The following is a 25,848-nucleotide window of genomic DNA, read 5'->3' on the forward strand; positions in this document are numbered from 1 at the left end:
TCTTATCCGCCGCGGCTCGGGTCGTCCAATGTCACTCCTTCGGTGCGCTCAATCGCCGGTAGGAGACGCCGTCGAATGTTGCCGTCACGAAGCTCTTGACCGACATTTTGCGCTTGCGCCCATCGCTGCAGGCATAGAGCGGCCAGCCGGCTTCGCTGCATTCGCTGGCCACGCACATGCGGGACACGCAGTTCCCGGCGGTCAGCCGGAAGCCACCCTTGCCGGCAAAGCCCTGCAGCAGGCTGCCGTCCGCGGCGCGCCACGTCCGTTGCTGGAATTCCGGCCGCAGCAGGAGGGGTTCGAGGGGAGCGGCCAAACCGGCTTCGGCCGTCTGGCTCGAGTACAGAAGCCGGTAGCGCGCCATGCCGGTCGTATACGCGGTGACAAGATCGGATTGGCCCGAATAGGCCGTCGCCAGATCGGAGCGGTCGAAAAGATGGGACACGCCTATATCCGCCGCTGACGGCCTCGTCAGGGCAGCGATGGCGACAAGGGCCAGGCGGACGCGCAGCATCTCGATTTCCAGCAGCCATACCGATCCGGCGTGCCGGGTTGCCCGGCTGCCTGCGCCTACAATCTTTCCAATCGGATTTTCGCGCAAGCCACCCCGTTGTGCACGGACGCGGCACGGGCGGCCTCGCTTTCGTCAGCCGCTGGCGGCCGGCGGCAGCTCGAACAAGGTGGCGCCGTTCTCCCGCCCTCGATCGATATAGCCGATCACGCGGAACCATCTTGCGACGTCGGGCCTCTCCAGCCAGCTGCGCGAATGAATGGGAAGATTGCCGGCAAGCGCCTGGACATGGCGGATGTGCCGCCTGCAGAAGCGGACCGTCGCGGCGTTGAAGAAATCCTCCTGCGCGGCAAACAACGTATCGGCGGCGTCCGCGTCCTCATGCCAGGCGATGATCGCCATGGTCCTGTCGCCCTGCACGAGCGCATGCGCCCGGCCTTCCTTCAAATTCATCATCAGATTGTCATAGGCGCTTTTGCTGTCCTTGCCGGCCGCCACATATTCGTCCGACATTCGCTTGGACAGGCCGTGGAAAACATCTTCCAGGTCTCCGACCGTCGCCGCGCGTGCTCTCATTTCTCCTCCTGACAGCCCGGTAGCAGTTTGCCCCAATGAAGGGGGATCACCAAGAAAATAAAATCCCCAGTCTGGCCTATGCGCGCAATCTCATTCCGCATTGACGGGTTCGGCCCCACGCCAGGCTCGTATATAAGCATTGGCTTGAGATCGAACTTCCGCTGTCAGATACTGGTGGCCTTCCGGGCTTGCCCGGCCCGCATCGTTCCCAAGGGCGGCCATGATCGACCTGATTGAAACCATATATGAGGCGGCCTTTGTTCCGGAGCGGTGGAATTCCGTGCTCCAGAACGCGAGCGGCCTGTCGAACTCGGCCAGCGCCCAGGTCTTCTTCTTTAGCGACCACGGTCCGCCGCGCGGAACGACGCTCGACAATCTGCGGCCGCTGTTCGACGAGTTCATCAAGGGCGATTTCTGGAAGTTCTGCGACAGCGTGCAAAAGATGTGCGGCCTGCAGCCGGCGAGCTTCGTTCGCGTCGACGACTTTTTGAGCCCTGAGGAGATCGAGCAAGATCGGGCCCGCATCATGCTGAGGCAATTCGGCATAGGCGCGCATCTGTGCACGGCGATTCCGATGCCGACCGGAGAGCTGGCGACCTTCGTCTTCCAGAAATGGATCAGGGACGGCGGCTTCGCGCAGGGCGAGGTCGACAGGCTCGATGCACTGCGGCCTCATCTTGCCCGCGCCAGCCTTGTCGCTGGCCGGCTGCGGATGGAACGGGCGGCAGCCGCCACCTCAGCGCTCGACCTGCTTGGGTTGCCGGCCGCGGTGCTGTCGGCGAACGGGCGTGTCATGGCGACCAACCCGCATCTGGATCGGCTCGACGCGGCGTTCCTGCCCGTGGCCTATGGCGGACTGGCGATAGCCGATCGCGACGCCAACCGGCTGTTCCAACTGGCCGTGACCGGCATGAGCCGCACCGACAATGCGGTCGGATCCATCCCCATCCCGGGGATTGGCGGCGAGGCGCCTTTCGTCGTCCACCTCTTGCCGCTTCGGCGCTCCGCTCATGACATCTTCGGCAACGCCGACATCCTCGTGATGGCCACGCCCATCAAGTCGAGCGCGCTTGTGCCTTCGGCAAGCTTGCTCAACGCCTTGTTCGATCTGACGCCGGCGGAGGCGCGGCTGGCAGCCGATCTTGCCGCAGGCCTCACTTTGGCGGAAACGGCGGCCCGGAGTGGCATCACCGTCAAATCCGCCCGCACCTATCTCGAGCGCGTCTTCCAGAAAACCGGCACTCACCAGCAGAGCCAGTTGGTCGCCATGTTGAAGACGCTGCAGCCGCTGGCCCCGCCGCTGTCGCGATGACCGGGGCTGCGTCGCGACAGTGGAAGAAAGCGCATCGTTGAATTCGTCGAAGGCCTGCCATAAAAGGCACAAGTTTCGATCGGCCTGAGGAATCGAGACGTGCCAGAACCTGTAGCCATGATAGGCTTGGGCTGCGCTGGTCTGCGGGCTGTCGGCGAGCAATCGGTCGGTGAATGGTCCGGCTACAAATTTAGGGGCATGCATTGACGTCGAGCAGGCCGATTCTGGTCACCGGCGCCGCCGGTTTCATAGGTTTTCACCTCTGCCACCGGCTGCTTGCCGAAGGCCGGCAGGTCGTCGGCCTCGATTCCATGAACGAGTACTACGACATCGCCTTGAAGCAGGCGCGGCTCGAGCGGCTGAAAGAATTCCAGAACTTTCGTTTCGAGCATGTCGATCTCAACGACCGCGACCGCATCTCGGCGCTCTTTGCGTCGGCCGCGCCGGAGATCGTCGTCAATCTCGCCGCGCAGGCGGGCGTCCGCTATTCGCTGATAAATCCGCACGCCTATGCGGAAAGCAATCTCAGCGGCTTCCTCAACATCCTGGAAGGATGCCGGCAGGCCTCGGTCGGCCATCTCGTCTATGCATCGTCGAGCTCGATCTATGGCGGCAGCCTGCGCATGCCGTTCTCGGTGCATGATTCCGCCGACCATCCCCTCAGCCTCTATGCCGCCAGCAAGAAGGCAAACGAGTTGATGGCTCACACCTACAGCCATCTGTTCGGGCTGCCGACGACGGGCTTGCGTTTCTTCACCGTCTACGGTCCGTGGGGACGGCCCGACATGGCTTTGTTCATCTTCACCAAGGCCATCCTCGCCGGCCGGCCGATCGATGTTTTCAACCATGGCAACATGCAGCGTGATTTCACGTATATCGATGACGTCGTCGAGGGGGTGGTCCGCGTCATGCAACATCCCGCGACGCCCAATCCCGATTGGACAACCGCCGCGCCTGATCCGGCGACAAGCAACGCGCCTTACAGGATCCACAATATCGGTGACGGTTCACCCGTACAGCTGAGCCGGCTGATCGATGTTCTGGAAGACGCGCTCGGGCGCAAGGCAATTCGCAACCTGATGCCGCTCCAGCCCGGCGACGTGCTGGCAACCTTCGCCGACGTCACCTCGCTCGAAGAGGTGACCGGCTTCAAGCCCAGGATCCCGGTCGAGATCGGCGTCCCGCGCTTCGTGGAATGGTATCGGGATTTCTACCAGGTCTGATTGGACGCCAGCTGCCGCGACAATGTATCTAGAGCAATTCCAGGAAAAGTGTGGGCGGTTTTTCGTCCGGAATTGCGTCAAAACAAAGAGATAGAGCAGTTCGCCGTTTCCGTGAAACGGTGAAACGCTCTAGCGGTCGCTCGTGGTGGACTGCCTGTCGATCCACAGCGCGATCAGCGTGCAGGCGGCGCCTGAAAGCAGATAGGCGCCGGCGGCGATGAGGCCGAAATTGCCGGCCAGAAGCAGCGCGGCAAGCGGCGCGAAGCCGGCGCCGAACATCCAGGCCAGGTCCGACGTCACCGCCGAGCCGGTATAGCGGTGCTGGCGCGAGAAGCTCGACGCGACGACGCCCGAGGATTGCCCGAAGCTGAGGCCGAGCAGGATGAAGCCCAGCACCATGAACACCGTCTCGCCGACGGTGCCGCCGTTGAGAAGCTGTGGGGCAAAGCCGCTGAAAGCGGCGATGGCGACGGCGCCGCCGCCGAGCAGGGCGCGGCGTCCGACACGGTCGGCCAGCGGACCCGATGCGACGATCGCCGCGATGCCGAACAGCGCGCTCACAGCCTCGATGACCAGGAAACGCTCCGGGCCCTCATTGGTGAACAGGAACACCCAGGACAGCGGAAACACCGTCACCATGTGGAACAAGGCGAAACTCGCCAGCGGCGCGAAGGCGCCGACGACGACGTTGCGGCCTTCCGTCCTCACCATGTCCCTGATGCGCGTCGGCTGCAGGTCGCCGCTCTCGTAGAGTTTCGAGAATTCGGGCGTGACGACGATGCGCAGCCTGGCAAACAGCGCCACGACATTGATGGCGAAGGCGACGAAGAAGGGATAGCGCCAGCCCCAGGAAAAGAAATCGTCGGCCGAGAGATTGGCGACGAAGAAGGCAAACAGCGAGCTAGCCACGATCAGCCCGATCGGCGCGCCGAGCTGCGGGATCATCGCATAGATGCCGCGCCTGTTGTCCGGCGCGTTCAGCGCCAGCAACGACGGCAGCCCGTCCCATGTGCCGCCGAGCGCCAGGCCCTGCAGGAAGCGGGTAAGCGCCAGCAGCCAGGCGGCGACCGCGCCGACATCGCCATAGGAGGGCAGGAACGCCATGGCGACGGTCGAGGTGCCGAGCAGGAACAGCGCGATCGTAAGCTTGGCGCCGCGGCCATAGGCGCGGTCGACCGCCATGAACAGCACGGTGCCGAACGGGCGCGCGATGAAGGCCAGCGCGAAGATGGCGAAGGAATAAAGCGTTCCGATCAGCGGATCGTGCGTTGGAAACACAAGCTTGGGAAACACGATCACGGAAGCGATCGCATAGACGAAGAAATCGAAGAATTCCGATGTCCTGCCGATGATCACGCCGACCGCGATATCGCCGGCGCTGACCTGGCCGTGATGCGAGCCGATCAGCCTGCTGTCAGTTTCGGCAGTCGAAGTTTCAGCCATCTTATCCGTCGCCACCGAGCTCGGTTCGGAACGTGATTGTCGTCCCATTATGCGTGCACAGTTTCGCGAAAGCCATGGTAACTGGGCATTGGACAAATTGTCCAATGTCGTCGCCGTGCCGGCGGCAGTAGCCGTTGGTCCATATCGCGTTGTAACTTGCAAAAGCCTGTTGCGGCGCCATCGAGGGCAACGTTTGATGAAACGATCCGGAGCCTTGCTTCTTTTTCCCCTGGCCGTGCTGCTGAGCGGCTGCGACCTTGTGGTACTGGCGCCCGCGGGTGACGTCGCGGCGCAGCAGCGCGATCTGCTCGTCATTTCGACCCTGCTGATGCTGCTCATCATCGTGCCCGTCATGGCGCTGACCGTATTGTTTGCCTGGCGCTACCGGCAATCCAGCACCACGGCGACCTACACGCCCGACTGGGACCATTCGACCAAGCTCGAGCTGGTGATCTGGGCAGCGCCCCTTCTCGTCATCATCTGCCTCGGCGCGCTCACCTGGCTCGGCACGCATCTGCTTGACCCTTACCGGCGCATCGACCGGATCGAGCCCGGACAGCCCGTTACGCAGAACCACAAGCCGCTCAAGGTCGAGGTCGTCGCGCTCGATTGGAAATGGCTCTTCATCTATCCGGATTACGGCATTGCCTCCGTCAATGAGTTGGCGGCGCCGGTCAACCAGCCGATCGACTTCCGCATCACCTCGTCCACGGTGATGAACTCCTTCTACATTCCCGCCCTGGCCGGGCAGATCTACGCCATGCCCGGCATGGAGACGAAGCTGCACGCCGTCATCAACCGTCCGGGCACCTATACCGGCTTCTCGGCCAATTACAGCGGCGCCGGCTTCTCCGGCATGCACTTTGCTTTCCACGGCCTTTCCGACCAGGCCTTCGGTGAGTGGGTGGCGCAGACCAGAAGCGCGCAGGCCACGCTTAGCCGCGAGAACTATCTCGAGCTCGAACGTCCGAGCGAGAACGAGCCGGTGCGCCACTATGCCTCCGTCGATCCCGACCTCTATGGCGCCATCCTCAATTTGTGCGTCGAGCGAGGCAAGATGTGCATGAACGAGATGATGTCGATCGACGCACGGGGCGGTCTGGGGCTCGCCGGGGTGCGCAACACGCTGCCGCTGCAATATGACAAGCTTGCCCGGCGCGGAGCGGTATTCGGCAACGATCCGTCCTATGTCGCCAGCATCTGCACGGCGGAAGAGGCTGCCGCCGCCTGGCGTGCGGCCAGCGATGCCGACGTGAACTATTGGCCGGTGCGCGATCTTTCCCCGCTGCGCGGGGCAGGGCTGCTCGGTCCCGGGGCGGGCAGTCGCCGCGCCGACGCCGAGACACCGTCGCTCGGCCTGCTGCGCTTCAAATTGTGAGGAATGGCGAATGCCTGAGACGCTGACCAAATTCATCTTCGGCCGCCTCACCCTGGAGTCGCTGCCGCTGCACGAGCCGATCGTCGTCGCCACCTTCGTCGTGGTGGCGCTCGGCGGCCTCGCGGTTCTCGGCGCCATCACCTATTTCCGGCTCTGGGGATACCTGTGGCGCGAGTGGTTCACCAGCGTCGACCACAAGAAGATCGGCATCATGTACATGACGCTCGGCCTCGTCATGCTGCTGCGCGGCTTCTCCGACGCCATCATGATGCGCCTGCAGCAGGCCATCGCCTTCAACGGTTCCGAGGGCTATCTCAACGCCCATCACTACGACCAGATATTCACCGCCCATGGCGTGATCATGATCTTCTTCGTGGCGATGCCTTTCGTCACCGGGCTGATGAATTTCGTCGTGCCGCTGCAGATTGGCGCGCGCGACGTTTCATTCCCCTTCCTCAACAATTTCAGCTTCTGGATGACGGTCGGTGGCGCCATCCTGGTCATGGCCTCGCTGTTCGTCGGCGAGTTCGCCCGCACCGGCTGGCTGGCCTATCCGCCGCTTTCCGGCATCAACTACAGTCCGGACGTCGGCGTCGATTATTACATCTGGGCGCTGCAGGTCGCCGGCGTCGGCACGACACTGTCCGGCATCAACCTGATCTGCACCATCATCAAGATGCGCGCCCCGGGCATGACGATGATGCGCATGCCCGTCTTCACCTGGACATCGCTCTGCACCAATGTCCTGATCGTAGCGTCCTTCCCGGTGCTGACGGCGGTGCTGACGCTTTTGGCGCTCGACCGCTATGTCGGCACCAACTTCTTCACCAACGACTTCGGCGGCAACCCGATGATGTATGTGAACCTCATCTGGATATGGGGTCACCCGGAAGTCTACATCCTCATCCTGCCGCTGTTCGGCGTCTTCTCCGAGGTCACCTCGACCTTCTCCGGCAAGCGTCTGTTCGGCTACACCTCGATGGTCTACGCCACGATTGTCATCACCATCCTGTCCTACCTGGTCTGGCTGCACCACTTCTTCACCATGGGCTCCGGCGCCAGCGTCAATTCCTTTTTCGGCATCACCACGATGATCATCTCGATCCCGACCGGGGCGAAGATGTTCAACTGGCTTTTCACCATGTATCGCGGCCGCATCCGCTTCGAACTGCCGATGATGTGGACGCTGGCCTTCATGCTCACCTTCGTCGTTGGCGGCATGACCGGCGTGCTGCTTGCCGTGCCGCCGGCCGACTTCGTGCTGCACAACAGCCTGTTCCTGATCGCGCATTTCCACAACGTCATCATCGGCGGCGTGCTCTTCGGCCTGTTCGCCGGCATCGCCTACTGGTGGCCCAAGGCCTTCGGCTTCAAGCTCGATCCGTTCTGGGGCAAGGTCTCGTTCTGGTGCTGGGTGCTCGGCTTCTGGTTCGCCTTCATGCCGCTCTACATCCTCGGCCTGATGGGCGTGACGCGCCGCATGCGGGTCTTCGACGATCCGTCGCTGCAGATCTGGTTCGTGATCGCCGCCTTCGGCGCGGTGCTGATCGCCTGCGGCATCGCCGCCTTCCTGGTCCAGATCTTCGTCTCCATCCGCAAGCGCGCGGAGCTTGTCGACCTCACCGGCGATCCCTGGGGCGGCCGCACGCTCGAATGGTCGACCTCCTCGCCGCCGCCGGCCTACAACTTCGCCTTCACGCCGGTCATCCGCGACAACGACGCCTGGTGGGATATGAAGAAAGCCGGCTACCGGCGCCCGCTCTCCGGCTTCAAGCCGATACACATGCCGAGCAACACCGGCACCGGGGCCATCCTCGCCGCCTTCAGCGTCGCGCTCGGCTTCGGCCTGATCTGGTACATGTGGTGGCTGGCGGCGCTGAGCTTCGTCTGCCTCATCGCAACTGCGATCGGCCACACTTTCAACTACCACCGCGACTTCGACATCCAGGCGGCCGAGGTCGCGCAAACGGAAGAGGCGAGGACGACGCTCCTCGCCGCCCAGGGCTAAGGTTTGAGCATGACATCGACGGCAACCACGGCCGGCGCCGAACCCGTCTTCCACCTGGCAGAGGAGCATGCGCACGCCGAAGGCGGCAGCACCATGCTCGGCTTCTGGCTCTATCTGATGAGCGACTCCCTGATCTTCGCCATGCTGTTCGCCGCCTATGGCGTGCTCGGCGGCAACTACGCGGCGGGTCCGGCGCCGAAGGACCTGTTCGACCTCGGCCTGGTGGCCGTCAACACCACCATGCTGCTCTTGTCCTCGATCACCTATGGCTTTGCCATGCTGACCATGCACAAGGGCCGCGTCGCGGCAACGCAAGGCTGGCTTGTCGTGACCATGCTGTTCGGCCTGGCGTTCCTGTCCATAGAGCTCTACGAATTCGCGCACATGATCCATGAGGGCGCGACGCCGCAGCGCAGCGCCTTCCTGTCGTCCTTCTTCACGCTGGTCGGCACGCACGGCCTGCACGTCACCTTCGGTATCGTCTGGATGGTGACGCTGATGGTGCAGGTCGCGAGATACGGCCTGATCGAGGCCAACCGCCGCCGGCTGATGTGCCTCTCGATGTTCTGGCACTTCCTCGACGTCGTCTGGATCGGCGTCTTCACCTTCGTCTATCTGATGGGGATGCTGCGATGAGCGCTCATGATCACGCCGACTACGCGCAGGGCGGCGCCGCGCACGGGTCGCTGAAGGGCTATCTGATCGGCTTCGTCCTGTCGGCGATCCTGACCGCCATCCCGTTCTGGATGGTGATGAGCGGCGCCATCGACAACAAGCAGGCCACGGCCGTCATCGTCATGGCCTTCGCGGCGGTGCAGATCGTGGTGCATATGGTCTTCTTCCTGCACATGAACCCCGCCTCCGAGGGCGGATGGTCGATGCTGGCGCTCATCTTCACGGTGATCCTCGTCGTTATCGTGCTGAGCGGCTCGCTCTGGGTGATGTACCATCTCAACGCCAATATGATGCCGGGGCTCCACGAGATGCGGGAGATGCCATGAGCCATGTGTCGGGCGTGGGGAGGGCCAAATTCGAGGCCAAGGGCATGATCGGCCGGGCAGGTATCGGCTCTCACGCCGCGCCGTCGAAGTGCTCCGCGTCGCGATTGTTGCTTGCGCTGTTGGGATTTCTCGGCGTTCTGGTGTTTCTCGGGCTCGGCATTTGGCAGCTGGAAAGACGGGTCTGGAAGCTCGACCTGATTGCCCGCGTCGACCAGCGCATCCATGCCCCCGTCGTCGATGCGCCCGGCTCCCAAAGCTGGAGCGGCTTCAGCGCGGCTGACTATGAATATCGCCATGTGCGTCTGGCCGGGCGCTTTCTCGGCGGCGCGAACACGCTGGTGCGGGCGGTGACCGAGCTTGGCGGCGGCTATTGGGTGCTGACGCCGATGCGCAGCGACCGCGGTTTCACGGTCCTCGTCAACCGTGGCTTCATCCCGCAGGAGCGCAAGGCCTTGTTCGAGCGGGAGAGCGGCGGTTTCACGCCGACGGCGGTGGTTGACGGGCTGTTGCGCATCAGCGAACCCGGCGGCGGTTTCCTGCACAGCAACGATCCGGCGGCCAATCGCTGGTATTCGCGTGATGTCGATGCCATCGCCAGGGCGCGCGGCCTGACGGATGCCGCGCCGTATTTCATCGATGCCGAGGCGTCCGGCGCGGCTGTCTGGCCGCGCGGCGGGCTGACCGTCGTCAGCTTCCGCAACAGCCATCTCGTCTATGCTTTGACATGGTTCGCCCTGGCAGTGATGCTGGCGGTCGCCCTCGCCAGACCGGTCTTCGCCAGCCGTCGTCTGCGGGGCGCCGCAAGATGAACATCTCGATGGCGCGGCTTCATCACGACAAGTCGATCCCGGCGCCTTCCCTTGCCGGCCAGGGCGGCGGCGCCTCGAATTCCGACTTGACGAACAGGAAGAACCTGCTTCTGCTCATCCAGCTGCGCTGGCTGGCGGTGGCCGGACAGGTGCTGACCATCCTGGTGACGCAATACTGGTTCGCCATCCCACTGCCGCTGGCCGAGATGGCCGGCGTGGTGTTGTTCCTCGTCGGGCTGAACATCTTCAGTCTGCTAGCATTGCGCGGCAGTCGCCGGATCAGCAACGCGCAGCTTTTCGTCGCGCTGATCTTCGACATGGCGGCGCTGACGACGCAACTCTACCTGAGCGGCGGCGCCTCGAACCCTTTCGTTTCGCTCTATCTGCTGCAGATCACGCTCGGGGCCGCGCTGCTGGCGCCGTGGTCGACCTGGATCCTGGTCGTGGCCGCCTCGGCCTGCTTCGTCTTCCTCATCTTCGTTTTCCAGCCGATCGCCATTCCGCATCACGGCGGCAGCGACCTTCTGGCGCTCCATCTACGCGGCATGTTCATCTGCTTCGTGCTGGCGGCCGGCCTGATCGTGATCTTCATGACGCGCATCAACCGCAATCTGCGGGAACGCGATGCCTATCTCGCCGGCCTGCGCCAGCGTTCGGCCGAGGAGGACCACATCGTGCGCATGGGCCTGCTGGCCTCAGGTGCTGCGCATGAACTTGGCACGCCGCTCGCGACCATATCGGTCATTCTGTCCGACTGGCGCCAGATGCGCGGCGTTAAGCGCAACCGTGAGCTTTCCGAGGACGTGGCCGAAATGCAGGCGCAGATCGAACGCTGCAAAAGCATCGTGACGGGCATCCTGATGTCCTCCGGCCAGGCGCGGGGCGAGGGCACGATTCGCACCACGATCCGCCACTTCCTCGACGATCTCGTTCAGGAGTGGCGTGGCAGCCGCCAGCCTTTCAAACTGAACTACAGCAACGGTTTCGAACCGGACGAGCAGATCGTGTCCGACACCGCGCTGAAGCAAGTGATCTTCAACGTGCTCGACAATGCACAGGAAGCATCGCACGATTGGGTCAGCATCACTGCCGAGCGGCAGGACGAGAAGCTGGTGTTCTCCGTCAAGGATCGCGGACCGGGTTTCGACAAGGATATTCTGGCCGCGCTCGGCCAGCCCTATATGTCGAGCAAGGGGCGACCAGGCGGCGGCCTGGGCCTCTTCCTGGTGTTCAATGTGGTGCGTAAGCTCGGAGGCGACGTTTCGGCGCGCAACATGGCCGAGGGCGCCTGCGTTACCCTTTCGCTGCCGCTGGCGGCGCTGACCGATGGAGGCGACCGTGAAGCCTGATCGATCCTTGTTCGTCGTCGAGGACGACGCGACTTTCGCGCGAACGCTCAAACGCTCGTTTGAAAAGCGCGACTACGACGTCGTGATCTGCCACGACCGCGACGCGCTGCTGATCGCCTTGGAAACGGCCGTGCCGGCCTACGCCGTCGTCGATCTCAAGCTCGGAGCGGGATCGGGGCTCGAATGCGTCAAGCTTCTGGGCGCCCGCAATCCGTCGATGCGCATCGTCGTATTGACGGGATTTGCCAGCATCGCCACGGCGGTCGAGGCGATCAAGCTCGGCGCCTGCCACTATCTGGCCAAGCCCGCCAACACCGACGACATCGAAGCCGCCTTCGGTCGCGCCGAGGGCGACGTTTCGGTGCCGCTCACCAGCCGCCCCACCTCGATCAAGAACCTCGAATGGGAGCGCATCCACGAAACGCTGGTCGAGACCGGCTTCAACATCTCCGAAACCGCGCGCCGGCTCGGCCTGCACCGGCGCACCCTCGCCCGCAAGCTCGAGAAGCGCGTGGTGCAATAGGCGGGTACGCCTGGGTAATCACCCAACCGCCACGGCCAGCACCGACACGCAGTCGCCGGCCTTGACCAGACCCGGGAAGTGACGCGCGGCGAGCAGCCCCGACATCCTGGCCCTGATTTCCTGCGGCGCCTGACCGGTACGCCCGACCGGATGGATGCGCGCCACCACCTGGCCGTCCTCCACCGGTTCGCCCAGATCGACCATGGTCTCGATCATGCCGTCATCCTCGGCGAAGGCGAAGCAATCGGCGGACGGCATGTCCAACCATTGGGTTCTGCTCTTCTCGACCGCACCATCGACGATACCGGCATGGCGAAGCACGTTGAGGATGCCGCGTCGGGCGATGCGCACGGTCTCGGCGCGAGAGGTCCCGCCGCCGCCAAGCTCGGTGGTGACGAAGACCTTGCCCATCTCCTCGGCGGCCGTATCATACATGCCGACCGCGTCGATCTCGGTCATGCGCATGGAGAACGGCGCCGAGAAGGCCTCGACCGCGGCAAAGGCCTTTTTCTCCTGCACCTTGTCGGGCAGCGTATGCGCGGCGCAGAACGGCACGAAATCCAGCGTCTTGCCCCCGGAATGGAAGTCGAAGACGATGTCGGCGCGAGGCAGCAATTCGCGCTGGAAATAGTCGGCGATCTTTTCCGTCACCGTGCCGTCCGGCCGGCCGGGGAAGGACCGGTTCATGTTGCCCTTGTCGATCGGCGAGGTGCGGGTGCCGGCGCGGAAGGCGGGATAGTTCATCGCCGGCACGATGATGACCGTGCCGGAGACTTGCTTAGGATCGAGCGTGCGGGCGATCTCGTAGAGCGCCAGCGGGCCCTCATATTCATCGCCGTGATTGCCGCCGGTGAGCAGCGCCGTCGAGCCCTTGCCGTTGCGCACGACGCAAACCGGGATCATCACCGAGCCCCAGGCGGAATCGTCGCGGCTGTAGGGCAGGCGCAGGAAGCCGTGCTGGACGCCGTCGCGTTCGAAGTCGACGGTCGGCGTAATCGGCGATGGACGCAGAGTTGACATCGGCCTCAATCCTTCACGAACAACTTGCGCGGCACATTGGCCAGGCACTCGACGCCAGTGTCGGTGATGAGAATGGACTCGGTAATCTCCAGCCCCATCGTCTCCAGCCACAGCCCGGTCATGAAATGGAAGGTCATGCCGGGCTTGAGCTCGGTGCGGTCGCCGGGACGCAGGCTCATGGTGCGCTCGCCCCAGTCCGGCGGATAGGAAATACCGATCGGATAGCCGGTGCGGTTGTCCTTGACGATGCCGTACTTCTTCAAGACGGCGAAGAAGGCGTTGGCGATGTCCTCGCAGGCATTGCCTGGCTTGGCGGCGGCAAGCCCGGCCTCCATGCCTTCCAGCGTCGCCTTCTCGGCATCGAGAAAGGCCTGTGTCGGCTTGCCGAGGAAGACCGTGCGCGACAGCGGACAGTGGTAACGGTTGTAGCAGCCGGCGATCTCGAAGAACGTGCCTTCATTCACCTTCATCGGCTTGTCGTCCCAGGTCAGATGCGGCGCCGAGGCATCCGCTCCCGACGGCAGCAGCGGCACGATCGCCGGATAATCGCCGCCGATGCCGTCAACGCCGCGCGTGCCGGCATCGTAGATCTCGGCGACCAGATCGCATTTGCGCATGCCGACCTCTATTTTGTCGACGATGCGCTTGTGCATAGCCTCGACGATGCGGGCGGCCTTGCGCATGTAGTCGATCTCGGTCGCACTCTTCACGGCGCGCTGCCAGTTGACCAGGGCCGTGGCGTCGACGAACCGAGCATTGGGCAGGTGCTTCTGCAGCGATGCGAAGGCCGCGGCCGAGAACCAGTAATTGTCCATCTCGACGCCGACGGTCAGTTTATCCCAGCCGCGGGCGGCAAGCACGCCGGCGAGATAGTCCATCGGATGCCGCTCGGTCGACTGCACATAGTGATCGGCGTAGCCGACGATGTTGTCATGCGCGAGATAGGCGGTGCGCTTGGCGCCGTTGGCGTCCTGGCCGCGGCCGTACCAGACCGGCTCGCCCGAGGGCGGCACGATGACCGCCTGATGCACATAGAAGGACCAGCCGTCATAGCCCGTCAGCCACGCCATGTTCGAGGGATCGCTGACGATCAACAGATCGACCCCCTTGGCCTCCATGGCTTTCCGCGTCTTGGCGAGGCGATCGGCAAATTCGCTCCGCGAGAATTTGAGGTTTGGCTGCATTGTTCTTAGTCCTCGTTTGTTGGGCCTGGAGCCTGTTTCAACTTCGTTGAATCCGGCTCGTCGTCTATGTCTTGTTTGAGCGTGATCTTTTTTTGGAAACCGGTTCCCGGTTTTCCGGATCACGCTTGGCCAGGCATCAGCTTTCGAAAATGGTTCCGGCATTCGCCGCCCGCGCACGGTCGCGGGCTAAAGTGGCGATTGCGGTGTCCTGCACGCCTGTGCCGGTGAGGTCGGCAAGGGTGATGTCGCTTGCCGAGCGCCGGCCGGGCTTGCTGCCGGCAATGATCTCACCGAGTTCCGTGACCTCGGCGTCGGCGGCAAAAATTGCTGCCTCGATGGCGTGATGGAGCTCGCCGAGGCGCCGTGTCTGCTTCGCGCTGTCGGCGACATAAAGGTCGGCCATGCGAAGGATCGCCGGCGCGATCTCGTTCTTGTGCTCGGCATCCGAACCCATGGCGGTGATGTGCTGTCCGGCCGAAACGAAACCGGGCTTGATCAGCGGCTCGGTCGAAGGCGTGGTGGTGACGATGATATCGGCGCCGGCGGCAGCGTTTGCCGCATCCGTTTCGGCCCGCACCATGATGCCCAGCTTGTCACGCAAGCGTGCGGCCGTTGCCTCGGCCTTGGCGGCGTCGCGCGCCCAGATCCGCGCTTCCTCGATCGGCCTGACGAGACGCAGGGCTTCGAGCTGCAGCCCGGCCTGCACGCCGGCGCCGAAGATCGCCGCTATCGCGGAATCTTCGCGCGACAAATGCTTGGCCGCGACCGCGCCGGCGGCGGCGGTGCGGACGTCGGTCAGATAGCCATTGTCGAGCAGCAGTGCTTCGACCACGCCGGTCTTCGCCGAAAGCAGCACCATCATGCCGCCGCCGCTCGGCAGGCCGAGCGCCGGATTGTCGAAGAAGCCGGAACTAATCTTGACGGCGAAACCGTCGATGCCGGGAACATAGGCGGATTTCACGTCGACCTCGCCGCGATGCTCGTGAATGTCGAGCCTCAAGATCGGCGGCATCGCCACCGGCAGCGTGGCCAAGGCACGAAAGGCGTTCTCGACGCAGGCAACGGCGTCCAGATCGAGCGTCACGATCTTGCGCAGTTCCGCTTCGGTGAGGATGGTCATGCGGCTCATGCAACGCGCTCCGTGATAGCCTCGCCGCAGACGATGCGGCGGTGCAGGCCCATATCGATGTTGCGGCCGGAGAGGACCAAAACAGTCGGGCCGCTTACGCTGGCCTTGCCGGCAAGCAGCGCACCGATGCCGACGGCGCCGGCGCCTTCGATGATCTCGCGCTCCTGTTCGTAAGCATGGCGGATTCCGGCGGCGATCTCGTCCTCGTCAAGCAGGATGACGTCGTCGAGCAGGTCCCGGCACATGGCAAAGGTCAGCCGGTTGTCGAGGCCGATGCCGCCGCCGAGCGAGTCCGCCAGCGTCGGCAATTCCTCGACCGGCACGGGCCGGCCGGCATCGAGGCTGGCTTTCATCGCCGCGCCACGCGCCATCGAGATCCCGATGACTTTGGTGCTCGGGCTCAAGCCTTTGACCGCCGCCGCCACACCGGACGCCAGCCCGCCGCCGGAGAGCGGCACCAGCACGGCCGCGGCATCTGGAACCTGCTCCATGATCTCCAGCCCGAGCGTGCCTTGCCCGGCGACGATGTCGGGATGGTCGAAGGGCGGCAGCATGATCAACCCTTCCTCCGCCACCAGCCTGTCCACTTCCTGCTGGGCGTCGTCCTGGCTGTTGCCGACAATCCGGACATCCGCGCCGAGGCGGCGGATGGCGTCGAGCTTGTTTTGCGGCACCAGCCTCGACATGCAGATCACCGCGCGCATGCCTTCGAGCTTCGCCGCATGCGACAGCGCACGGCCGTGATTGCCGGTCGAGGCGGCAACGACGCCGCGCGATTTCTCCTGCGGGCTCAATGCGGCGATGGCGTTGGACGCGCCGCGTAGCTTGAACGCGCCGGTGGTCTGGTGATGCTCCAGCTTGAGGTGGACGGGATGGCCCGCGCGATCCGAGAGGCTTTGCGACACCACGGCGGGCGTCCGCTCGACCTTGCCGGTAATGCGTTCGCGCGCGGCGCGAATATGCTGAAGCTCGACAGTCATTTCGATCACGGGCATTTCGATCACCGGGGCAGCGGCTTCGTCATCAGCCGGCCGAACTCTGGGCGCGATGCGTCGTCGCCGCAGAGCCGCAGGCAGTTCCAGGCGCTCGCCTGGTTGCTGGTGACGACAGGGCGTCCGATCGCCTCTTCCATGCCGGGAACCGCGAGCGCGGCGCGCAACGCGGTGCACGAGACGAACAGCGCATCGGCCTGGGGATGCGTGACCTTGCGCGCCAGCTCGACCAGGGAAGCCGGCGTGATGCGCGCCATCTCGCGGTCGTCTTCGAAGCCGAGGCAGGTGAAGCTCTCGATGTCGAAGCCGTGCGCCGCGAAATAGGTGGCCATCGGCCGGCTGGTCTCGATGGTATACGGGGTCAGAATGCTGATGCGCTGCACGCCGAAGGCGTTCAGGCCGCGCACGCCGGCCATCGGCGGCGTGACCACGGGGACGCCGGGCTTGGCCGCCTGGATCGCCTGCTCGATCTCGGCGTCGCCGATCACCACCGAAGCGGAGGTGCAGGAATAACAGACGGCATCGAGCGGCTCGTCGGGCAGGATGAGTGCCGCACCCGCCGAAAGCGACGGCTGCATCTTGCGCAGATTCTCCGGCGTCGTCGGATTGGCGTAGGGGATGCGCGCGACATAGACACCGATGCGCTCGCTCGCCACCATGCGGCGGAAGTCCACCTCGCTGGTGTGGTCGGTCGCAAGCGTTATCAGCCCGACGCGCTTTTCCAGCGGACGTTGGTCGAGTGCAGGACGCCGGGTTTCGAGGCGGATCTCGGGCAACGGTTTCATGACTTTCATCTTTCGATCCTGCCGTAGCGGTGCTCCAGCCAGCGCAACAGTACGACGGAGCAGAGGCTGATGACGAGGAAGAAGGCGCCGACCAGCGTCATCGGTTCGATGTAGCGGTAGTAGGTGTTGGCGACGCTCTTGGCCTGGTTCATCAGTTCCAGCACGGTGATCGCCGAGAGCAGCGGCGTCTCTTTGAACATGGCGATGAAGTAGTTGGCCAAAGCCGGGATCATCGGCGGGATCGCCTGCGGCAGGATGATATGCGTCCAGGTATGGTGGCCGCTCAGATTGCAGGCCTTGGCGGCCTCCCACTGGCCGCGCGGCACATTGTCGATGCCGGCGCGGTAGACTTCGGCCGTATAGGTGCCGTAGTGCAGGCCAAGCCCGATGACGCCCGCCACCAGCGGCGGCAGCAGGATGCCGATATCGGGCAGCACGTAGAAGATGAAATAGAGCTGCACCAGAAGCGGTGTGCCGCGGATGAACTCGGCGAACCAGCCGACGCTGCGCGATACGAGCCTGTTCTCCGAGCGCCGCGCCAATGCGATGGCGAGGCCCACAATCGCCGCCAGGATCGAGCCGAGCACCGTTGCCAGGATGGTGATTTTCACGCCCTGGATCAGGGTTGGCATGATCTCCCGGACGAAGTTCCAATCCCAGTCCATTATTTGGCCCAGTCCATCAGACACGCACTCCGTCGAGGCCGCGCGCCATGCGGCGCTCCAGCGTTCGCACGCCCCAGGAGATGATCAGCGCAAGCGCGAAATAGATGACGAGCACGGAGAGGAAGGGCATCAGCGTGCTGCCGGTTTGCGAGCGCACCACCTGCGCCTGGAAGGTGAGGTCGGCGAGCGAGATCAGCGACACGACCGATGTCGCCTTGAGCAGTTCGATAGCGTTGTTGCCGAAGGTCGGCAGCATGACGAGCAGCGCCTGCGGCAGGATCACGTGGCGCATGCCTTGCCAGCGGCCGAGGTTCAGCGCCGTGCAGGCCTCATATTGCTCGCGGCCGACCGACAGGATGGCGCCGCGCACCACTTCCGCGGCATAGGCGCCGACATTCAGGCCCAACGCCAGCACACCGGCTTGCAGCGGCGTCAATGACAGGCCGGCAAAAGGCAGCACGAAATAAGCCCAGAACAGCTGCACGAAGATCGACGTGCCGCGGAAGAACTCGATGTAGGTCGTGGCGAGCGCCCGCACGATGAAGTAGCGCGACAGCCGCCCCATGCCGGCAAGGAAGGCCATGATCACAGCGAGCACCGATCCCATCAGCGTCAGCTCGATGGTGACAAGCGCTCCCTGCAATATCAGGCCGAGATAGCCGGACCACTGGGTCATTTGCGTTTCAAAATTTCCCGTCGTTTGCGGTTATGCAGGGCAGCCGCGACAGCCCTTCTCCCCGTTGAACGGGGAGAAGATGCCGGCAGGCGGATGAGGGGCAGTGCTAACCTTGAAATGCTGGCGCCGCCCCTCATCCGACCCTTCGGGCCACCTTCTCCCCGCAAGCGGGGAGAAGGCTAAGGACGTTCTACTTCGCCGCGCAGAGCTTCTCGCGCGTCGTCGACATCGCGGCCGCGGCGGAGAAGCCGTAGGGCTCGATGATCTTGGCGAATTCGCCGGACTTCTTCAGCTTGGCGAGCTCGACGTCATAGGCATCGCGCAGCGCCTCGTCGCCCTTCTTGAAGGCAGCACCATCGCAATAGACCGGCGCGCCGACCACCGGTGCGATCACCGCGAGGTTCGGATCGTTAGCCTTCTTGACGAGATCATTGATCGACAGGACAGGCAGCGAGTACGCATCGATGCGGCCGTCCTGCACCATCTTCAGGCCGCTCTGGCCATCCGGCACGACGATGACGCGTTCACGCGGCACACCGGCATTGAGCGCCAGCTTCTCCTCGGTGCCGCCACCCGGCGCGCCGACGGTGGCGGAGGTGTCCTTGGCGATGTCCTCATAGCTCTTGAAGCCTTTCGGATTGCCCTTCTTCACCAGCATCGCTTCCGCATCGCACAGTACCGGCTCTGAATAGGCAACCGCCGCGCAACGCTCCGGTTTCATGAACAGGCCGGCGGTGACGACATCGAAGCGGCCGGCCTGCAGGCCGGGGATCATGGCGCCGTATTCGGAGATGGAGGCGACGATGTCGTTGACGCCGAGGCGCTTGAAGATCTCGCGCGCCACGTCGGGTGCGGCGCCCGAAACCTTGCCGTCGGCGGCCACCGCCGTATAGGGCGGCTCGTTGGCGATGGCGACGCGGGCAAAGCCCTGTTGCTTGAGCTGCTCCAGCTTTGCATCGTCGGCCGAACGCGCACCGGAGGCGAGCAGCATCGTGCTCACTGCGAGGCCGGCGACGCCAGCCAGAATGCCAAGTTTCTTCATTGTTCCCAACTCCTTGTTTCTCTTCTTGGTTTGCCTGGTTCGGGACGGCCTTGGCCGCCCGTTTGCATTGCGGTCAGACGCGATGTCCGGCCGCGATGATCTTCTTCAGGAAGCTCTGCGTTCTTTCCTGTTTGGGATGGCGGAAAATCTCATCGGGTTTGCCTTCCTCGACGATCCTGCCGCGATCGAAGAACAGCACGCGGTCGGCGAAGTCGTGGGCGAAGCCCATTTCATGGGTGACGAGCAGCATCGTCATGTCGGTTTCGGCGGCAAGCTTGCGCATGACGTTGAGCACTTCCTCGACCAGCTCGGGATCGAGCGCCGAGGTGACCTCGTCGAACAGCATGATCTTGGGCGACAGGGCGAGAGCCCGGGCGATCGCCACGCGCTGCTTCTGGCCGCCGGAAAGCTGCGCCGGCATCGCCTTCGCCTTGTCGGCCAGGCCCACCATTTCGAGCAGTTCCATCGCCCGCTTTTCGGCGGCGGCGCGGGCGACACCCTTGGTCAGCATCGGCGCCAGCGTCACGTTGTCCATGACGCATTTGTGCGGAAACAGATTGAAGAGCTGGAAGACCATGCCGATCTTCTGTCGCATCTTGGCCAGGTGCCGCTCATTGGCCGGCAGCAGTTGGCCGTTGCGCTCCACGTGGTAGAGTTGTTCGCCATCGACCTGGATGTGGCCGCCGTCGATCTTCTCCAGCGTCATGAGGATGCGCAGGATCGTCGTCTTGCCGGAGCCGGACGGGCCGATCAGCGCCAGCTTCTCGCCCGGCATGACCTGCATCGACAGGCCGTCCAGCACCTTGAAAGTGCCGAAGCTCTTCGAAATCGCATCAACCTTGATGATGGGTGCGGGCAATCCATTTCCCCTTCTGGAGAAGCCTATGCCCTTAACGATGCGAAACGCGCCAAATCATGTCAATTAGGAAAATAATATCATGACAATATTTCAAGCGCGGCACAATTCCAGGGCAATTTACGGCATCAGATGGCGAGCAGGAGATGTTCCGGATCGCCGAGCAGCAGTTTGGCGACAACGCTCAAGCCGGCGCGCAGTTCCCCCTCGGTGGTTGATCCGAGCGAGATACGCACGGCTGGATGCCAGGGCGTGTCGGCGATGCGGAACGAGGTACCCGGCGCGATCGCCACCCCGCGCAGGCGCGCCTGTGCGACAAAACTCTCCTCCGAGCGGTCGCCCGGCAGCTCGAGCCACAGATGCAGCCCGTCGCGGTGGGCGCGGTAGTCGACGCCAGCCAGCATTTCGGCGGCAATCTCCTGGCGCCGCTTCAACGCTCCGCGCTGCCAGTTGACCAGTTCGATCGCCGTGCCGTCGGTCACCCAGCGGGTGGCGATCTCCGCCACCATCGGCGTCGCCATCCAGTTCGAGACGAGGTGGCGATTGGCGACGGCGGCCACATAGCGGTCCGGCACCGCAAGATAGCCGATGCGCAGGCCCGGCACGACGATCTTTGTGAACGAAGTGACATAGAGGGTTCGCTCGGGCGCGAAGGCTGCGACCGCCGGCGGCCGGCCCTCGACCAGCGGCCCGAGCACATCATTTTCGATGATCGCTATGTCGTGCTTGCGGGCAACCGCCGCAATCTGCTCGCGCCTTGTGGCGTCCATCAAGGTCGCCGTCGGGTTGATCACCGACGGCTGGACGAAGACGGCCCGAATGTTGGAAAGCCGGCAGGCCTCGTCGAGTGCCTCGGGGATCAGCCCGTTGCCGTCGATCGGCAGGCCTTCGAGGTTGAAGCCGAGATAGCGGGCGAGCGGGATCAGCGTGTGGTGGCCGATCGCCTCGGTGGCGACCGTCGAACCGGGCGGTGCCACGCTCATCAGCGCCACCGTCATGCCGGCGGTGGCGCCGTTGGTCAGGCTGATATTCTGCGGCGAGGCTTCGAGGCCGCAGAGCTTCAGCCATTCGACCGCCACAGCGCGGTGGCGCGGGAAAACCATGTTCGGCCGAAACGACAGCGCCGAGCTTGACGGCAGGTTCTCGGCCAGCCAGCCCAGCGCCTGCTTCAATTTCTCCAGATGCATTGGCTCGCAGACCGGCTTCAGGATCGAAAGATCGATGACTTCGCCCAGCCGCTCCGGCAAATAGGGCGGCTCCGGCTCGCGGCGCTGCGTCTGCACGAAGCTGCCGCGCCCGACCTCGCCGGAGATCAGGCCGCGGCGGATCAACTCCTCATAGGCGCGGCTGACTGTCTGCACCGAAAGCTTCAGATCGTCCGCCAGCCGTCGATGCGTCGGCAGCCTTACGCCATTGGCCAGCCTTCCGTCATGGATGGCGCGCGCAAACTGGTCGGCCAGCGAGAGGTAGGCCGGCCGGCGGATGAGAACAGGATCTGGCTGCCACAATGTCATGACTTATTAGAGATCGAAATCAGTGCAATTGACAATCGAAATAATGCATCGTCATGGTGTCCGCAACGAAAGGCGGATCCCGCATGGCCGCAGCGAAACTCGACCCGATCGACCTCAGGATTCTCGACGCAATCCAGCGCGACGGGCGCATCACCAAGCTGGCGCTGGCCGAGAAGGTCGGCCTGTCGCCGACGCCGTGCTGGATGCGGCTGCGCAAGCTGGAAAAGGCCGGCATCGTGTCCGGCTACCACGCCGCGATCGCCATGCGCGTTATCGCGCCTGTGGCAACGGTGCTGATGGAGGTGACCCTGGCCAACCACCGCCAGGCGGACTTCGACCGTTTCGAGCGGGTCGTTCGCGATGTTTCCGAGATCGTCGCCTGCTGGTCGGTGGGCGGCGGCGTCGACTACGTGCTGAAAGTCATGGCGCGCGACATCGACGCCTATCAGCGGCTGGTGGACGCCCTGCTCGAACGCGAGATCGGCATCGACCGCTACTTCACCTACATCGTCACCAAGACGGTCAAGGACGAGACCGTGCTGCCGGTGGCCGATCTGTTGCCGGAGCAATGAACGCCATCGTCATCCACGGGCGAAGCAAGGAGCGTAGCGACGCGCGCAGACCCGAGGATCCATGCCGTGACCTTAATCGAAAGTGCAGCGGAGCAGAATTCTGCGCCGTTAGCATCGCTCAGATGTAACGGCATGGATTCTAGGGTCTACGCCGCGTCGCTTCGCTCCTTGCTTCGCCCTATAATGACGACTTTGAGGAAGCTCAGCTAATTTTCGCGGTTCGGCGTTATCCACCAGCTGTCGAGCTAGAGAGATCGTCTACTTCCACGCGCCAATACAGACACTCTCTCTCTGTCAGCGGCCCGAAACAGTCTCTCTGTCTCGGCTGCGTGACTAGTCTCTCCTCATCGCCTCGGCACCGGGAGACCCGACTCATGTCCGCGCATTTTGCCCGCACCAACCACCATGAAGCGCTCGACCGCCTCACCGACCGTCGGCTGTTGCGCGCGCTCGCTTATGTCGACGGCCACTGGACAGCGAGCGAAGCGGCGGAAAGTTTTGAGGTGACCGATCCGGCGACCGGAGCCACCGTGGCCTTCGTGGCCGCGCTCGATGCCGTGCAGACGACGAAGGCGATCAACGCTGCGTCCCGCGCGTTTCCCGGCTGGTGGGTGCTGTTGCCGCAGGAGCGGTCAAAGGTCCTGCGAAAATGGTTTGAGCTGATCATCGCCGCCAAGGACGATCTGGCGCTGCTGATGACGCTGGAACAGGGCAAGCCGCTCAAGGAATCGCTCGGCGAGATCGACTACGCCGCCTCCTTCGTCGAGTGGTATGCCGAGGAAGCAAAACGCCTCAACGCCGAAAGCGTCACCAGCCATCTGCCGAATGCTCAGATGACGGTGCGCCGCGAGCCGCTCGGCGTGGTCGGTGTCGTCACGCCCTGGAATTTTCCGTCCGCCATGCTCACCCGCAAGGCGGCGGCTGCGCTTGCCGCCGGCTGCACGGTGGTGGCGCATCCGTCCTCGGAAACGCCGCTGTCGGCACTGGCTCTGGCTGAGCTCGGCGAGCGCGCCGGCCTGCCGGCAGGCGTCTTCAACGTCGTCACCGGCGACGCGCGCACCATTGTCGGTGCGATGTGCGCCGATGCGCGCGTCCGCGCCATGAGCTTCACCGGCTCGACCGAAGTCGGTCGGCTGATCGCCGCGCAGAGCGCTGCGACGATGAAACGGCTGGTCATGGAACTCGGCGGCCATGCCCCGCTGATCGTGTTCGACGACGCCGACATCGAAAAGGCTGTCACGATCGCGCTCGACGCCAAATTCGCCACCTCCGGCCAGGACTGCCTCGCCGCTAACCGCATCTATGTGCAGCGGCCGGTCTACGAGCGGTTCTGCGCCGCGTTCGCGCTCCGCATCGAGCAGCTCCGCACCGGCAACGGGCTTTCCGGCGACGCCGATATCGGGCCGCTGATGCATCAACGCGCCGTCAAGAAGGTGGAGGAGCAGGTAGCCGATGCGCTTACCCGCGGCGCGCGCTGCCTGACCGGCGGCAAGCGCGACGTTGCCGGCCCGCTGTTCTACCAGCCGACGCTGCTCGTCGATGTGCCGGACGAAGCACTGATCATGCGCGAAGAAACGTTTGGCCCGGTCGCCGCCGTGACGCCGTTCGACGATGAGGCCGAGGTGGTCGCCCGCGCCAACGCCACCGAATATGGCCTCGTCGCCTATGTCGTCACTGAGAACGGCGCCCGCCAGGCGCGCATGGGTCGGGCCCTGGAGTACGGCATGGTCGCGATCAACCGGGTCAAGATCACCGGCGCGCCGATCCCCTTCGGCGGCGTCAAGCAATCCGGCATCGGCCGCGAAGGCTCGCGCCACGGGCTGGAGGCCTTCACCGATCTCAAATACCTTTGCCTGGATGTGGCTTAGGCCATCCCGGAATTTTCAGGAGAAAAAAGATGCTCGAACAATCCAACGAACTCGCCGCCTGGGATCGCGACCACTTGTTCCATCCCTCGACGCATATGGGCACTCACGCGCGTGGCGAGTCCCCGACGCGCATCATGGCCGGCGGTGAAGGCGTCACCGTCTGGGACAACACCGGCAGGAAGAGCATCGACGCCTTCGCCGGCCTCTATTGCGTCAATGTCGGCTATGGCCGCCAGAAGATCGCCGATGCCATCGGCGCCCAAGCGAAGAACCTCGCCTACTACCATGCCTATGTCGGCCATGGCACGGAAGCGTCGATCACACTCGCCAAGATGATCATCGACCGCGCTCCGAGGGGCATGTCGAGGGTCTATTTCGGCCTCTCCGGCTCCGATGCCAACGAGACCAACATCAAGCTGATCTGGTATTACAACAACGTTCTCGGCCGGCCCGAGAAGAAGAAGATCATCTCGCGCTGGCGCGGCTATCACGGCTCGGGCGTCATGACCGGATCGCTGACCGGGCTCGACCTGTTCCACAACGCCTTCGACCTGCCGCGCGCGCCGATCCTGCATACCGAGGCGCCCTATTACTTCCGCCGCGCCGACCGCTCGATGAGCGAGGAGCAGTTCTCGCAACATTGCGCCGACAAGCTCGAGGAGATGATCCTTGCCGAAGGCCCGGAGACGGTCGCGGCCTTCATCGGCGAGCCGATCCTCGGCACCGGCGGCATCGTGCCGCCACCGGCCTTCTATTGGGAAAAGATCCAGGCCGTGCTGAACAAATACGACGTGCTGCTCGTGGCCGACGAGGTGGTGACCGGCTTCGGCCGTCTCGGCACGATGTTCGGTTCCGACCATTACGGCATCAAGCCGGACCTGATCACGATCGCCAAGGGCCTGACCTCGGCCTATGCGCCGCTGTCGGGCGTCATTGTCGCCGACAAGATGTGGCAGGTGCTGGTGCAAGGCTCCGACAAGCTCGGTTCGCTCGGCCATGGCTGGACCTATTCGGCGCATCCGATCTGCGTTGCCGCGGGCGTCGCCAATCTCGAGCTGATCGACGAGATGGACCTTGTCAGGAATGCCGGCGAGACGGGCGCCTATTTCCGCGCCGAGCTCGCCAAGGCCGTCGGCGGCCACAGAAATGTCGGCGAGGTGCGCGGCGACGGCATGCTGGCGGCGGTTGAGTTCGTTGCCGACAAGGACGACCGCGTCTTCTTTGATCCTTCGCTCAAGGTCGGGCCGCAGATCGCCACGGCGCTCGCGGCAAGCGGCGTCATCGGCCGCGCCATGCCGCAGGGCGATATCCTCGGCTTCGCGCCGCCGCTCTGCCTGACGCGCGAGGAGGCCGACACGATCGTCGCCAAGACCGCCGACGCGGTGAACGGCGTGTTTGCAAGCCTCTGAAGC

At 64.0% G+C, this 25,848-nt stretch carries 25 protein-coding genes; 12 read left to right on the forward strand and 13 right to left on the reverse strand.

The window, feature by feature from the left end:
* Positions 1-31: 31 nt before the first annotated feature.
* Positions 32-514 (reverse strand): hypothetical protein, encoded by a 483-nt coding sequence (locus RFM68_RS28350; RefSeq protein WP_320236319.1) that lies wholly within the window; start codon positions 512-514, stop codon positions 32-34.
* A gap of 132 nt (positions 515-646) precedes the next feature.
* Entirely contained in the window at positions 647-1,087 is a 441-nt protein-coding gene (locus RFM68_RS28355; protein WP_320236320.1) for a hypothetical protein, read from the reverse strand.
* Positions 1,088-1,307: 220 nt separating this feature from the next.
* Here RFM68_RS28355 and RFM68_RS28360 point away from each other — a divergent pair, with 220 nt between their 5' ends.
* Both RFM68_RS28360 and RFM68_RS28365 read left to right on the forward strand, forming a co-directional pair.
* Positions 1,308-2,399 (forward strand): helix-turn-helix transcriptional regulator, encoded by a 1,092-nt coding sequence (locus RFM68_RS28360; protein WP_320236321.1) that lies wholly within the window; start codon positions 1,308-1,310, stop codon positions 2,397-2,399.
* 203 nt (positions 2,400-2,602) lie between these two features.
* Positions 2,603-3,622, forward strand: a complete 1,020-nt coding sequence (locus tag RFM68_RS28365; RefSeq protein WP_320236322.1) for an NAD-dependent epimerase — start codon at positions 2,603-2,605, stop codon at positions 3,620-3,622.
* A gap of 129 nt (positions 3,623-3,751) precedes the next feature.
* On the opposite strand, the gene RFM68_RS28370 is transcribed toward RFM68_RS28365, so the two are convergent.
* Positions 3,752-5,065 carry an MFS transporter gene (locus tag RFM68_RS28370; RefSeq protein ID WP_320236323.1) on the reverse strand — a complete coding sequence of 438 codons (1,314 nt, stop codon included), beginning with the start codon at positions 5,063-5,065 and terminating at the stop codon, positions 3,752-3,754.
* A 196-nt stretch (positions 5,066-5,261) separates the two neighbouring features.
* Between RFM68_RS28370 and cyoA the strand changes: the two genes are divergently transcribed.
* Genes cyoA through RFM68_RS28405 form a run of 7 tightly spaced genes read left to right on the forward strand, consistent with a single transcriptional unit; the run spans position 5,262 to position 12,133 of the window.
* Positions 5,262-6,443, forward strand: a complete 1,182-nt coding sequence (cyoA, locus tag RFM68_RS28375) for a ubiquinol oxidase subunit II (protein WP_320236324.1) — start codon at positions 5,262-5,264, stop codon at positions 6,441-6,443.
* Positions 6,444-6,453: 10 nt separating this feature from the next.
* Complete coding sequence (gene cyoB / locus RFM68_RS28380) at positions 6,454-8,451, forward strand: cytochrome o ubiquinol oxidase subunit I (protein WP_320236325.1); 1,998 nt, start codon at positions 6,454-6,456, stop codon at positions 8,449-8,451.
* 9 nt (positions 8,452-8,460) lie between these two features.
* Positions 8,461-9,087 (forward strand): cytochrome o ubiquinol oxidase subunit III, encoded by a 627-nt coding sequence (gene cyoC, locus RFM68_RS28385; RefSeq protein WP_320236326.1) that lies wholly within the window; start codon positions 8,461-8,463, stop codon positions 9,085-9,087.
* Positions 9,084-9,452 carry a cytochrome o ubiquinol oxidase subunit IV gene (gene cyoD, locus RFM68_RS28390; protein WP_320236327.1) on the forward strand — a complete coding sequence of 123 codons (369 nt, stop codon included), beginning with the start codon at positions 9,084-9,086 and terminating at the stop codon, positions 9,450-9,452. Before cyoC ends, cyoD begins: the two co-directional genes overlap by 4 nt.
* A complete protein-coding gene (locus tag RFM68_RS28395; RefSeq protein WP_320236328.1) occupies positions 9,449-10,261 on the forward strand; it encodes an SURF1 family protein in 813 nt (270 codons plus the stop codon). The genes cyoD and RFM68_RS28395 overlap by 4 nt, the downstream gene beginning before the upstream one ends.
* On the forward strand, positions 10,258-11,610 hold the full coding sequence (locus RFM68_RS28400; protein ID WP_320236329.1) for an ATP-binding protein: 1,353 nt from the start codon (positions 10,258-10,260) through the stop codon (positions 11,608-11,610). The genes RFM68_RS28395 and RFM68_RS28400 overlap by 4 nt, the downstream gene beginning before the upstream one ends.
* Entirely contained in the window at positions 11,600-12,133 is a 534-nt protein-coding gene (locus RFM68_RS28405; RefSeq protein WP_320236330.1) for a response regulator transcription factor, read from the forward strand. The genes RFM68_RS28400 and RFM68_RS28405 overlap by 11 nt, the downstream gene beginning before the upstream one ends.
* Positions 12,134-12,151: 18 nt before the next feature.
* Here RFM68_RS28405 and doeB read toward each other — a convergent pair whose 3' ends face one another.
* The 10 genes from doeB to ehuR form a co-directional block, all read right to left on the reverse strand.
* Positions 12,152-13,153, reverse strand: coding sequence for a N(2)-acetyl-L-2,4-diaminobutanoate deacetylase DoeB (gene doeB / locus RFM68_RS28410; protein WP_320236331.1), 1,002 nt, complete (start codon positions 13,151-13,153; stop codon positions 12,152-12,154).
* A 5-nt stretch (positions 13,154-13,158) separates the two neighbouring features.
* Positions 13,159-14,337 (reverse strand): ectoine hydrolase DoeA, encoded by a 1,179-nt coding sequence (doeA, locus tag RFM68_RS28415; protein ID WP_320236332.1) that lies wholly within the window; start codon positions 14,335-14,337, stop codon positions 13,159-13,161.
* Positions 14,338-14,473: 136 nt separating this feature from the next.
* Positions 14,474-15,466: a cyclodeaminase gene (locus RFM68_RS28420; RefSeq protein ID WP_320236333.1), complete on the reverse strand. Its 993-nt coding sequence runs from the start codon at positions 15,464-15,466 to the stop codon at positions 14,474-14,476.
* Entirely contained in the window at positions 15,463-16,461 is a 999-nt protein-coding gene (gene eutB / locus RFM68_RS28425) for a hydroxyectoine utilization dehydratase EutB (protein ID WP_320236334.1), read from the reverse strand. Before eutB ends, RFM68_RS28420 begins: the two co-directional genes overlap by 4 nt.
* 5 nt (positions 16,462-16,466) lie before the next feature.
* On the reverse strand, positions 16,467-17,243 hold the full coding sequence (gene eutA, locus RFM68_RS28430; RefSeq protein WP_320236376.1) for an ectoine utilization protein EutA: 777 nt from the start codon (positions 17,241-17,243) through the stop codon (positions 16,467-16,469).
* Between the two features lie 5 nt (positions 17,244-17,248).
* On the reverse strand, positions 17,249-17,908 hold the full coding sequence (ehuD, locus tag RFM68_RS28435) for an ectoine/hydroxyectoine ABC transporter permease subunit EhuD (RefSeq protein WP_320236335.1): 660 nt from the start codon (positions 17,906-17,908) through the stop codon (positions 17,249-17,251).
* Between the two features lie 16 nt (positions 17,909-17,924).
* Positions 17,925-18,584, reverse strand: coding sequence for an ectoine/hydroxyectoine ABC transporter permease subunit EhuC (gene ehuC, locus RFM68_RS28440; RefSeq protein WP_320236336.1), 660 nt, complete (start codon positions 18,582-18,584; stop codon positions 17,925-17,927).
* A gap of 190 nt (positions 18,585-18,774) precedes the next feature.
* A complete protein-coding gene (gene ehuB, locus RFM68_RS28445) occupies positions 18,775-19,626 on the reverse strand; it encodes an ectoine/hydroxyectoine ABC transporter substrate-binding protein EhuB (RefSeq protein WP_320236337.1) in 852 nt (283 codons plus the stop codon).
* A 73-nt stretch (positions 19,627-19,699) separates the two neighbouring features.
* Positions 19,700-20,485, reverse strand: coding sequence for an ectoine/hydroxyectoine ABC transporter ATP-binding protein EhuA (gene ehuA / locus RFM68_RS28450; RefSeq protein ID WP_320236338.1), 786 nt, complete (start codon positions 20,483-20,485; stop codon positions 19,700-19,702).
* Positions 20,486-20,610: 125 nt separating this feature from the next.
* Positions 20,611-21,996 carry a MocR-like ectoine utilization transcription factor EhuR gene (gene ehuR, locus RFM68_RS28455; protein ID WP_320236339.1) on the reverse strand — a complete coding sequence of 462 codons (1,386 nt, stop codon included), beginning with the start codon at positions 21,994-21,996 and terminating at the stop codon, positions 20,611-20,613.
* 83 nt (positions 21,997-22,079) lie between these two features.
* On the opposite strand from ehuR, the gene RFM68_RS28460 reads away from it, so the two are divergent.
* From RFM68_RS28460 to RFM68_RS28470, 3 genes are all read left to right on the forward strand, one after another.
* The gene (locus RFM68_RS28460) at positions 22,080-22,568 is read left to right on the forward strand and encodes an Lrp/AsnC family transcriptional regulator (protein WP_320236340.1); all 489 of its coding nucleotides are present in this window, start codon (positions 22,080-22,082) and stop codon (positions 22,566-22,568) included.
* Positions 22,569-22,942: 374 nt separating this feature from the next.
* Positions 22,943-24,436: an NAD-dependent succinate-semialdehyde dehydrogenase gene (locus tag RFM68_RS28465; protein WP_320236341.1), complete on the forward strand. Its 1,494-nt coding sequence runs from the start codon at positions 22,943-22,945 to the stop codon at positions 24,434-24,436.
* Positions 24,437-24,465: 29 nt separating this feature from the next.
* Positions 24,466-25,845 carry an aspartate aminotransferase family protein gene (locus RFM68_RS28470; RefSeq protein ID WP_320236342.1) on the forward strand — a complete coding sequence of 460 codons (1,380 nt, stop codon included), beginning with the start codon at positions 24,466-24,468 and terminating at the stop codon, positions 25,843-25,845.
* Positions 25,846-25,848 lie beyond the last annotated feature (3 nt).

Origin of the sequence: Mesorhizobium montanum (assembly GCF_033977145.1) — a bacterium.
GTDB classification, from domain to species: Bacteria; Pseudomonadota; Alphaproteobacteria; order Rhizobiales; family Rhizobiaceae; genus Mesorhizobium; species Mesorhizobium montanum.

What these genes read in the sequence shown, in the direction of transcription:
- cyoD (WP_320236327.1), top strand. Translation starts at nt 9,084, where the DNA reads ATGAGCGCTCATGATCACGCCGACTACGCGCAGGGCGGCGCCGCGCAC.
- ehuC (WP_320236336.1), bottom strand. Translation starts at nt 18,584, where the DNA reads ATGACCCAGTGGTCCGGCTATCTCGGCCTGATATTGCAGGGAGCGCTT.
- ehuR (WP_320236339.1), bottom strand. Translation starts at nt 21,996, where the DNA reads ATGACATTGTGGCAGCCAGATCCTGTTCTCATCCGCCGGCCGGCCTAC.
- cyoC (WP_320236326.1), top strand. Translation starts at nt 8,461, where the DNA reads ATGACATCGACGGCAACCACGGCCGGCGCCGAACCCGTCTTCCACCTG.
- RFM68_RS28395 (WP_320236328.1), top strand. Translation starts at nt 9,449, where the DNA reads ATGAGCCATGTGTCGGGCGTGGGGAGGGCCAAATTCGAGGCCAAGGGC.
- RFM68_RS28360 (WP_320236321.1), top strand. Translation starts at nt 1,308, where the DNA reads ATGATCGACCTGATTGAAACCATATATGAGGCGGCCTTTGTTCCGGAG.
- cyoB (WP_320236325.1), top strand. Translation starts at nt 6,454, where the DNA reads ATGCCTGAGACGCTGACCAAATTCATCTTCGGCCGCCTCACCCTGGAG.
- ehuD (WP_320236335.1), bottom strand. Translation starts at nt 17,908, where the DNA reads ATGGACTGGGATTGGAACTTCGTCCGGGAGATCATGCCAACCCTGATC.
- RFM68_RS28350 (WP_320236319.1), bottom strand. Translation starts at nt 514, where the DNA reads ATGCTGCGCGTCCGCCTGGCCCTTGTCGCCATCGCTGCCCTGACGAGG.
- eutB (WP_320236334.1), bottom strand. Translation starts at nt 16,461, where the DNA reads ATGCCCGTGATCGAAATGACTGTCGAGCTTCAGCATATTCGCGCCGCG.
- RFM68_RS28470 (WP_320236342.1), top strand. Translation starts at nt 24,466, where the DNA reads ATGCTCGAACAATCCAACGAACTCGCCGCCTGGGATCGCGACCACTTG.
- ehuB (WP_320236337.1), bottom strand. Translation starts at nt 19,626, where the DNA reads ATGAAGAAACTTGGCATTCTGGCTGGCGTCGCCGGCCTCGCAGTGAGC.
- RFM68_RS28460 (WP_320236340.1), top strand. Translation starts at nt 22,080, where the DNA reads ATGGCCGCAGCGAAACTCGACCCGATCGACCTCAGGATTCTCGACGCA.
- doeB (WP_320236331.1), bottom strand. Translation starts at nt 13,153, where the DNA reads ATGTCAACTCTGCGTCCATCGCCGATTACGCCGACCGTCGACTTCGAA.
- RFM68_RS28370 (WP_320236323.1), bottom strand. Translation starts at nt 5,065, where the DNA reads ATGGCTGAAACTTCGACTGCCGAAACTGACAGCAGGCTGATCGGCTCG.
- RFM68_RS28420 (WP_320236333.1), bottom strand. Translation starts at nt 15,466, where the DNA reads ATGAGCCGCATGACCATCCTCACCGAAGCGGAACTGCGCAAGATCGTG.
- RFM68_RS28465 (WP_320236341.1), top strand. Translation starts at nt 22,943, where the DNA reads ATGTCCGCGCATTTTGCCCGCACCAACCACCATGAAGCGCTCGACCGC.
- RFM68_RS28355 (WP_320236320.1), bottom strand. Translation starts at nt 1,087, where the DNA reads ATGAGAGCACGCGCGGCGACGGTCGGAGACCTGGAAGATGTTTTCCAC.
- RFM68_RS28400 (WP_320236329.1), top strand. Translation starts at nt 10,258, where the DNA reads ATGAACATCTCGATGGCGCGGCTTCATCACGACAAGTCGATCCCGGCG.
- doeA (WP_320236332.1), bottom strand. Translation starts at nt 14,337, where the DNA reads ATGCAGCCAAACCTCAAATTCTCGCGGAGCGAATTTGCCGATCGCCTC.
- cyoA (WP_320236324.1), top strand. Translation starts at nt 5,262, where the DNA reads ATGAAACGATCCGGAGCCTTGCTTCTTTTTCCCCTGGCCGTGCTGCTG.
- eutA (WP_320236376.1), bottom strand. Translation starts at nt 17,243, where the DNA reads ATGAAACCGTTGCCCGAGATCCGCCTCGAAACCCGGCGTCCTGCACTC.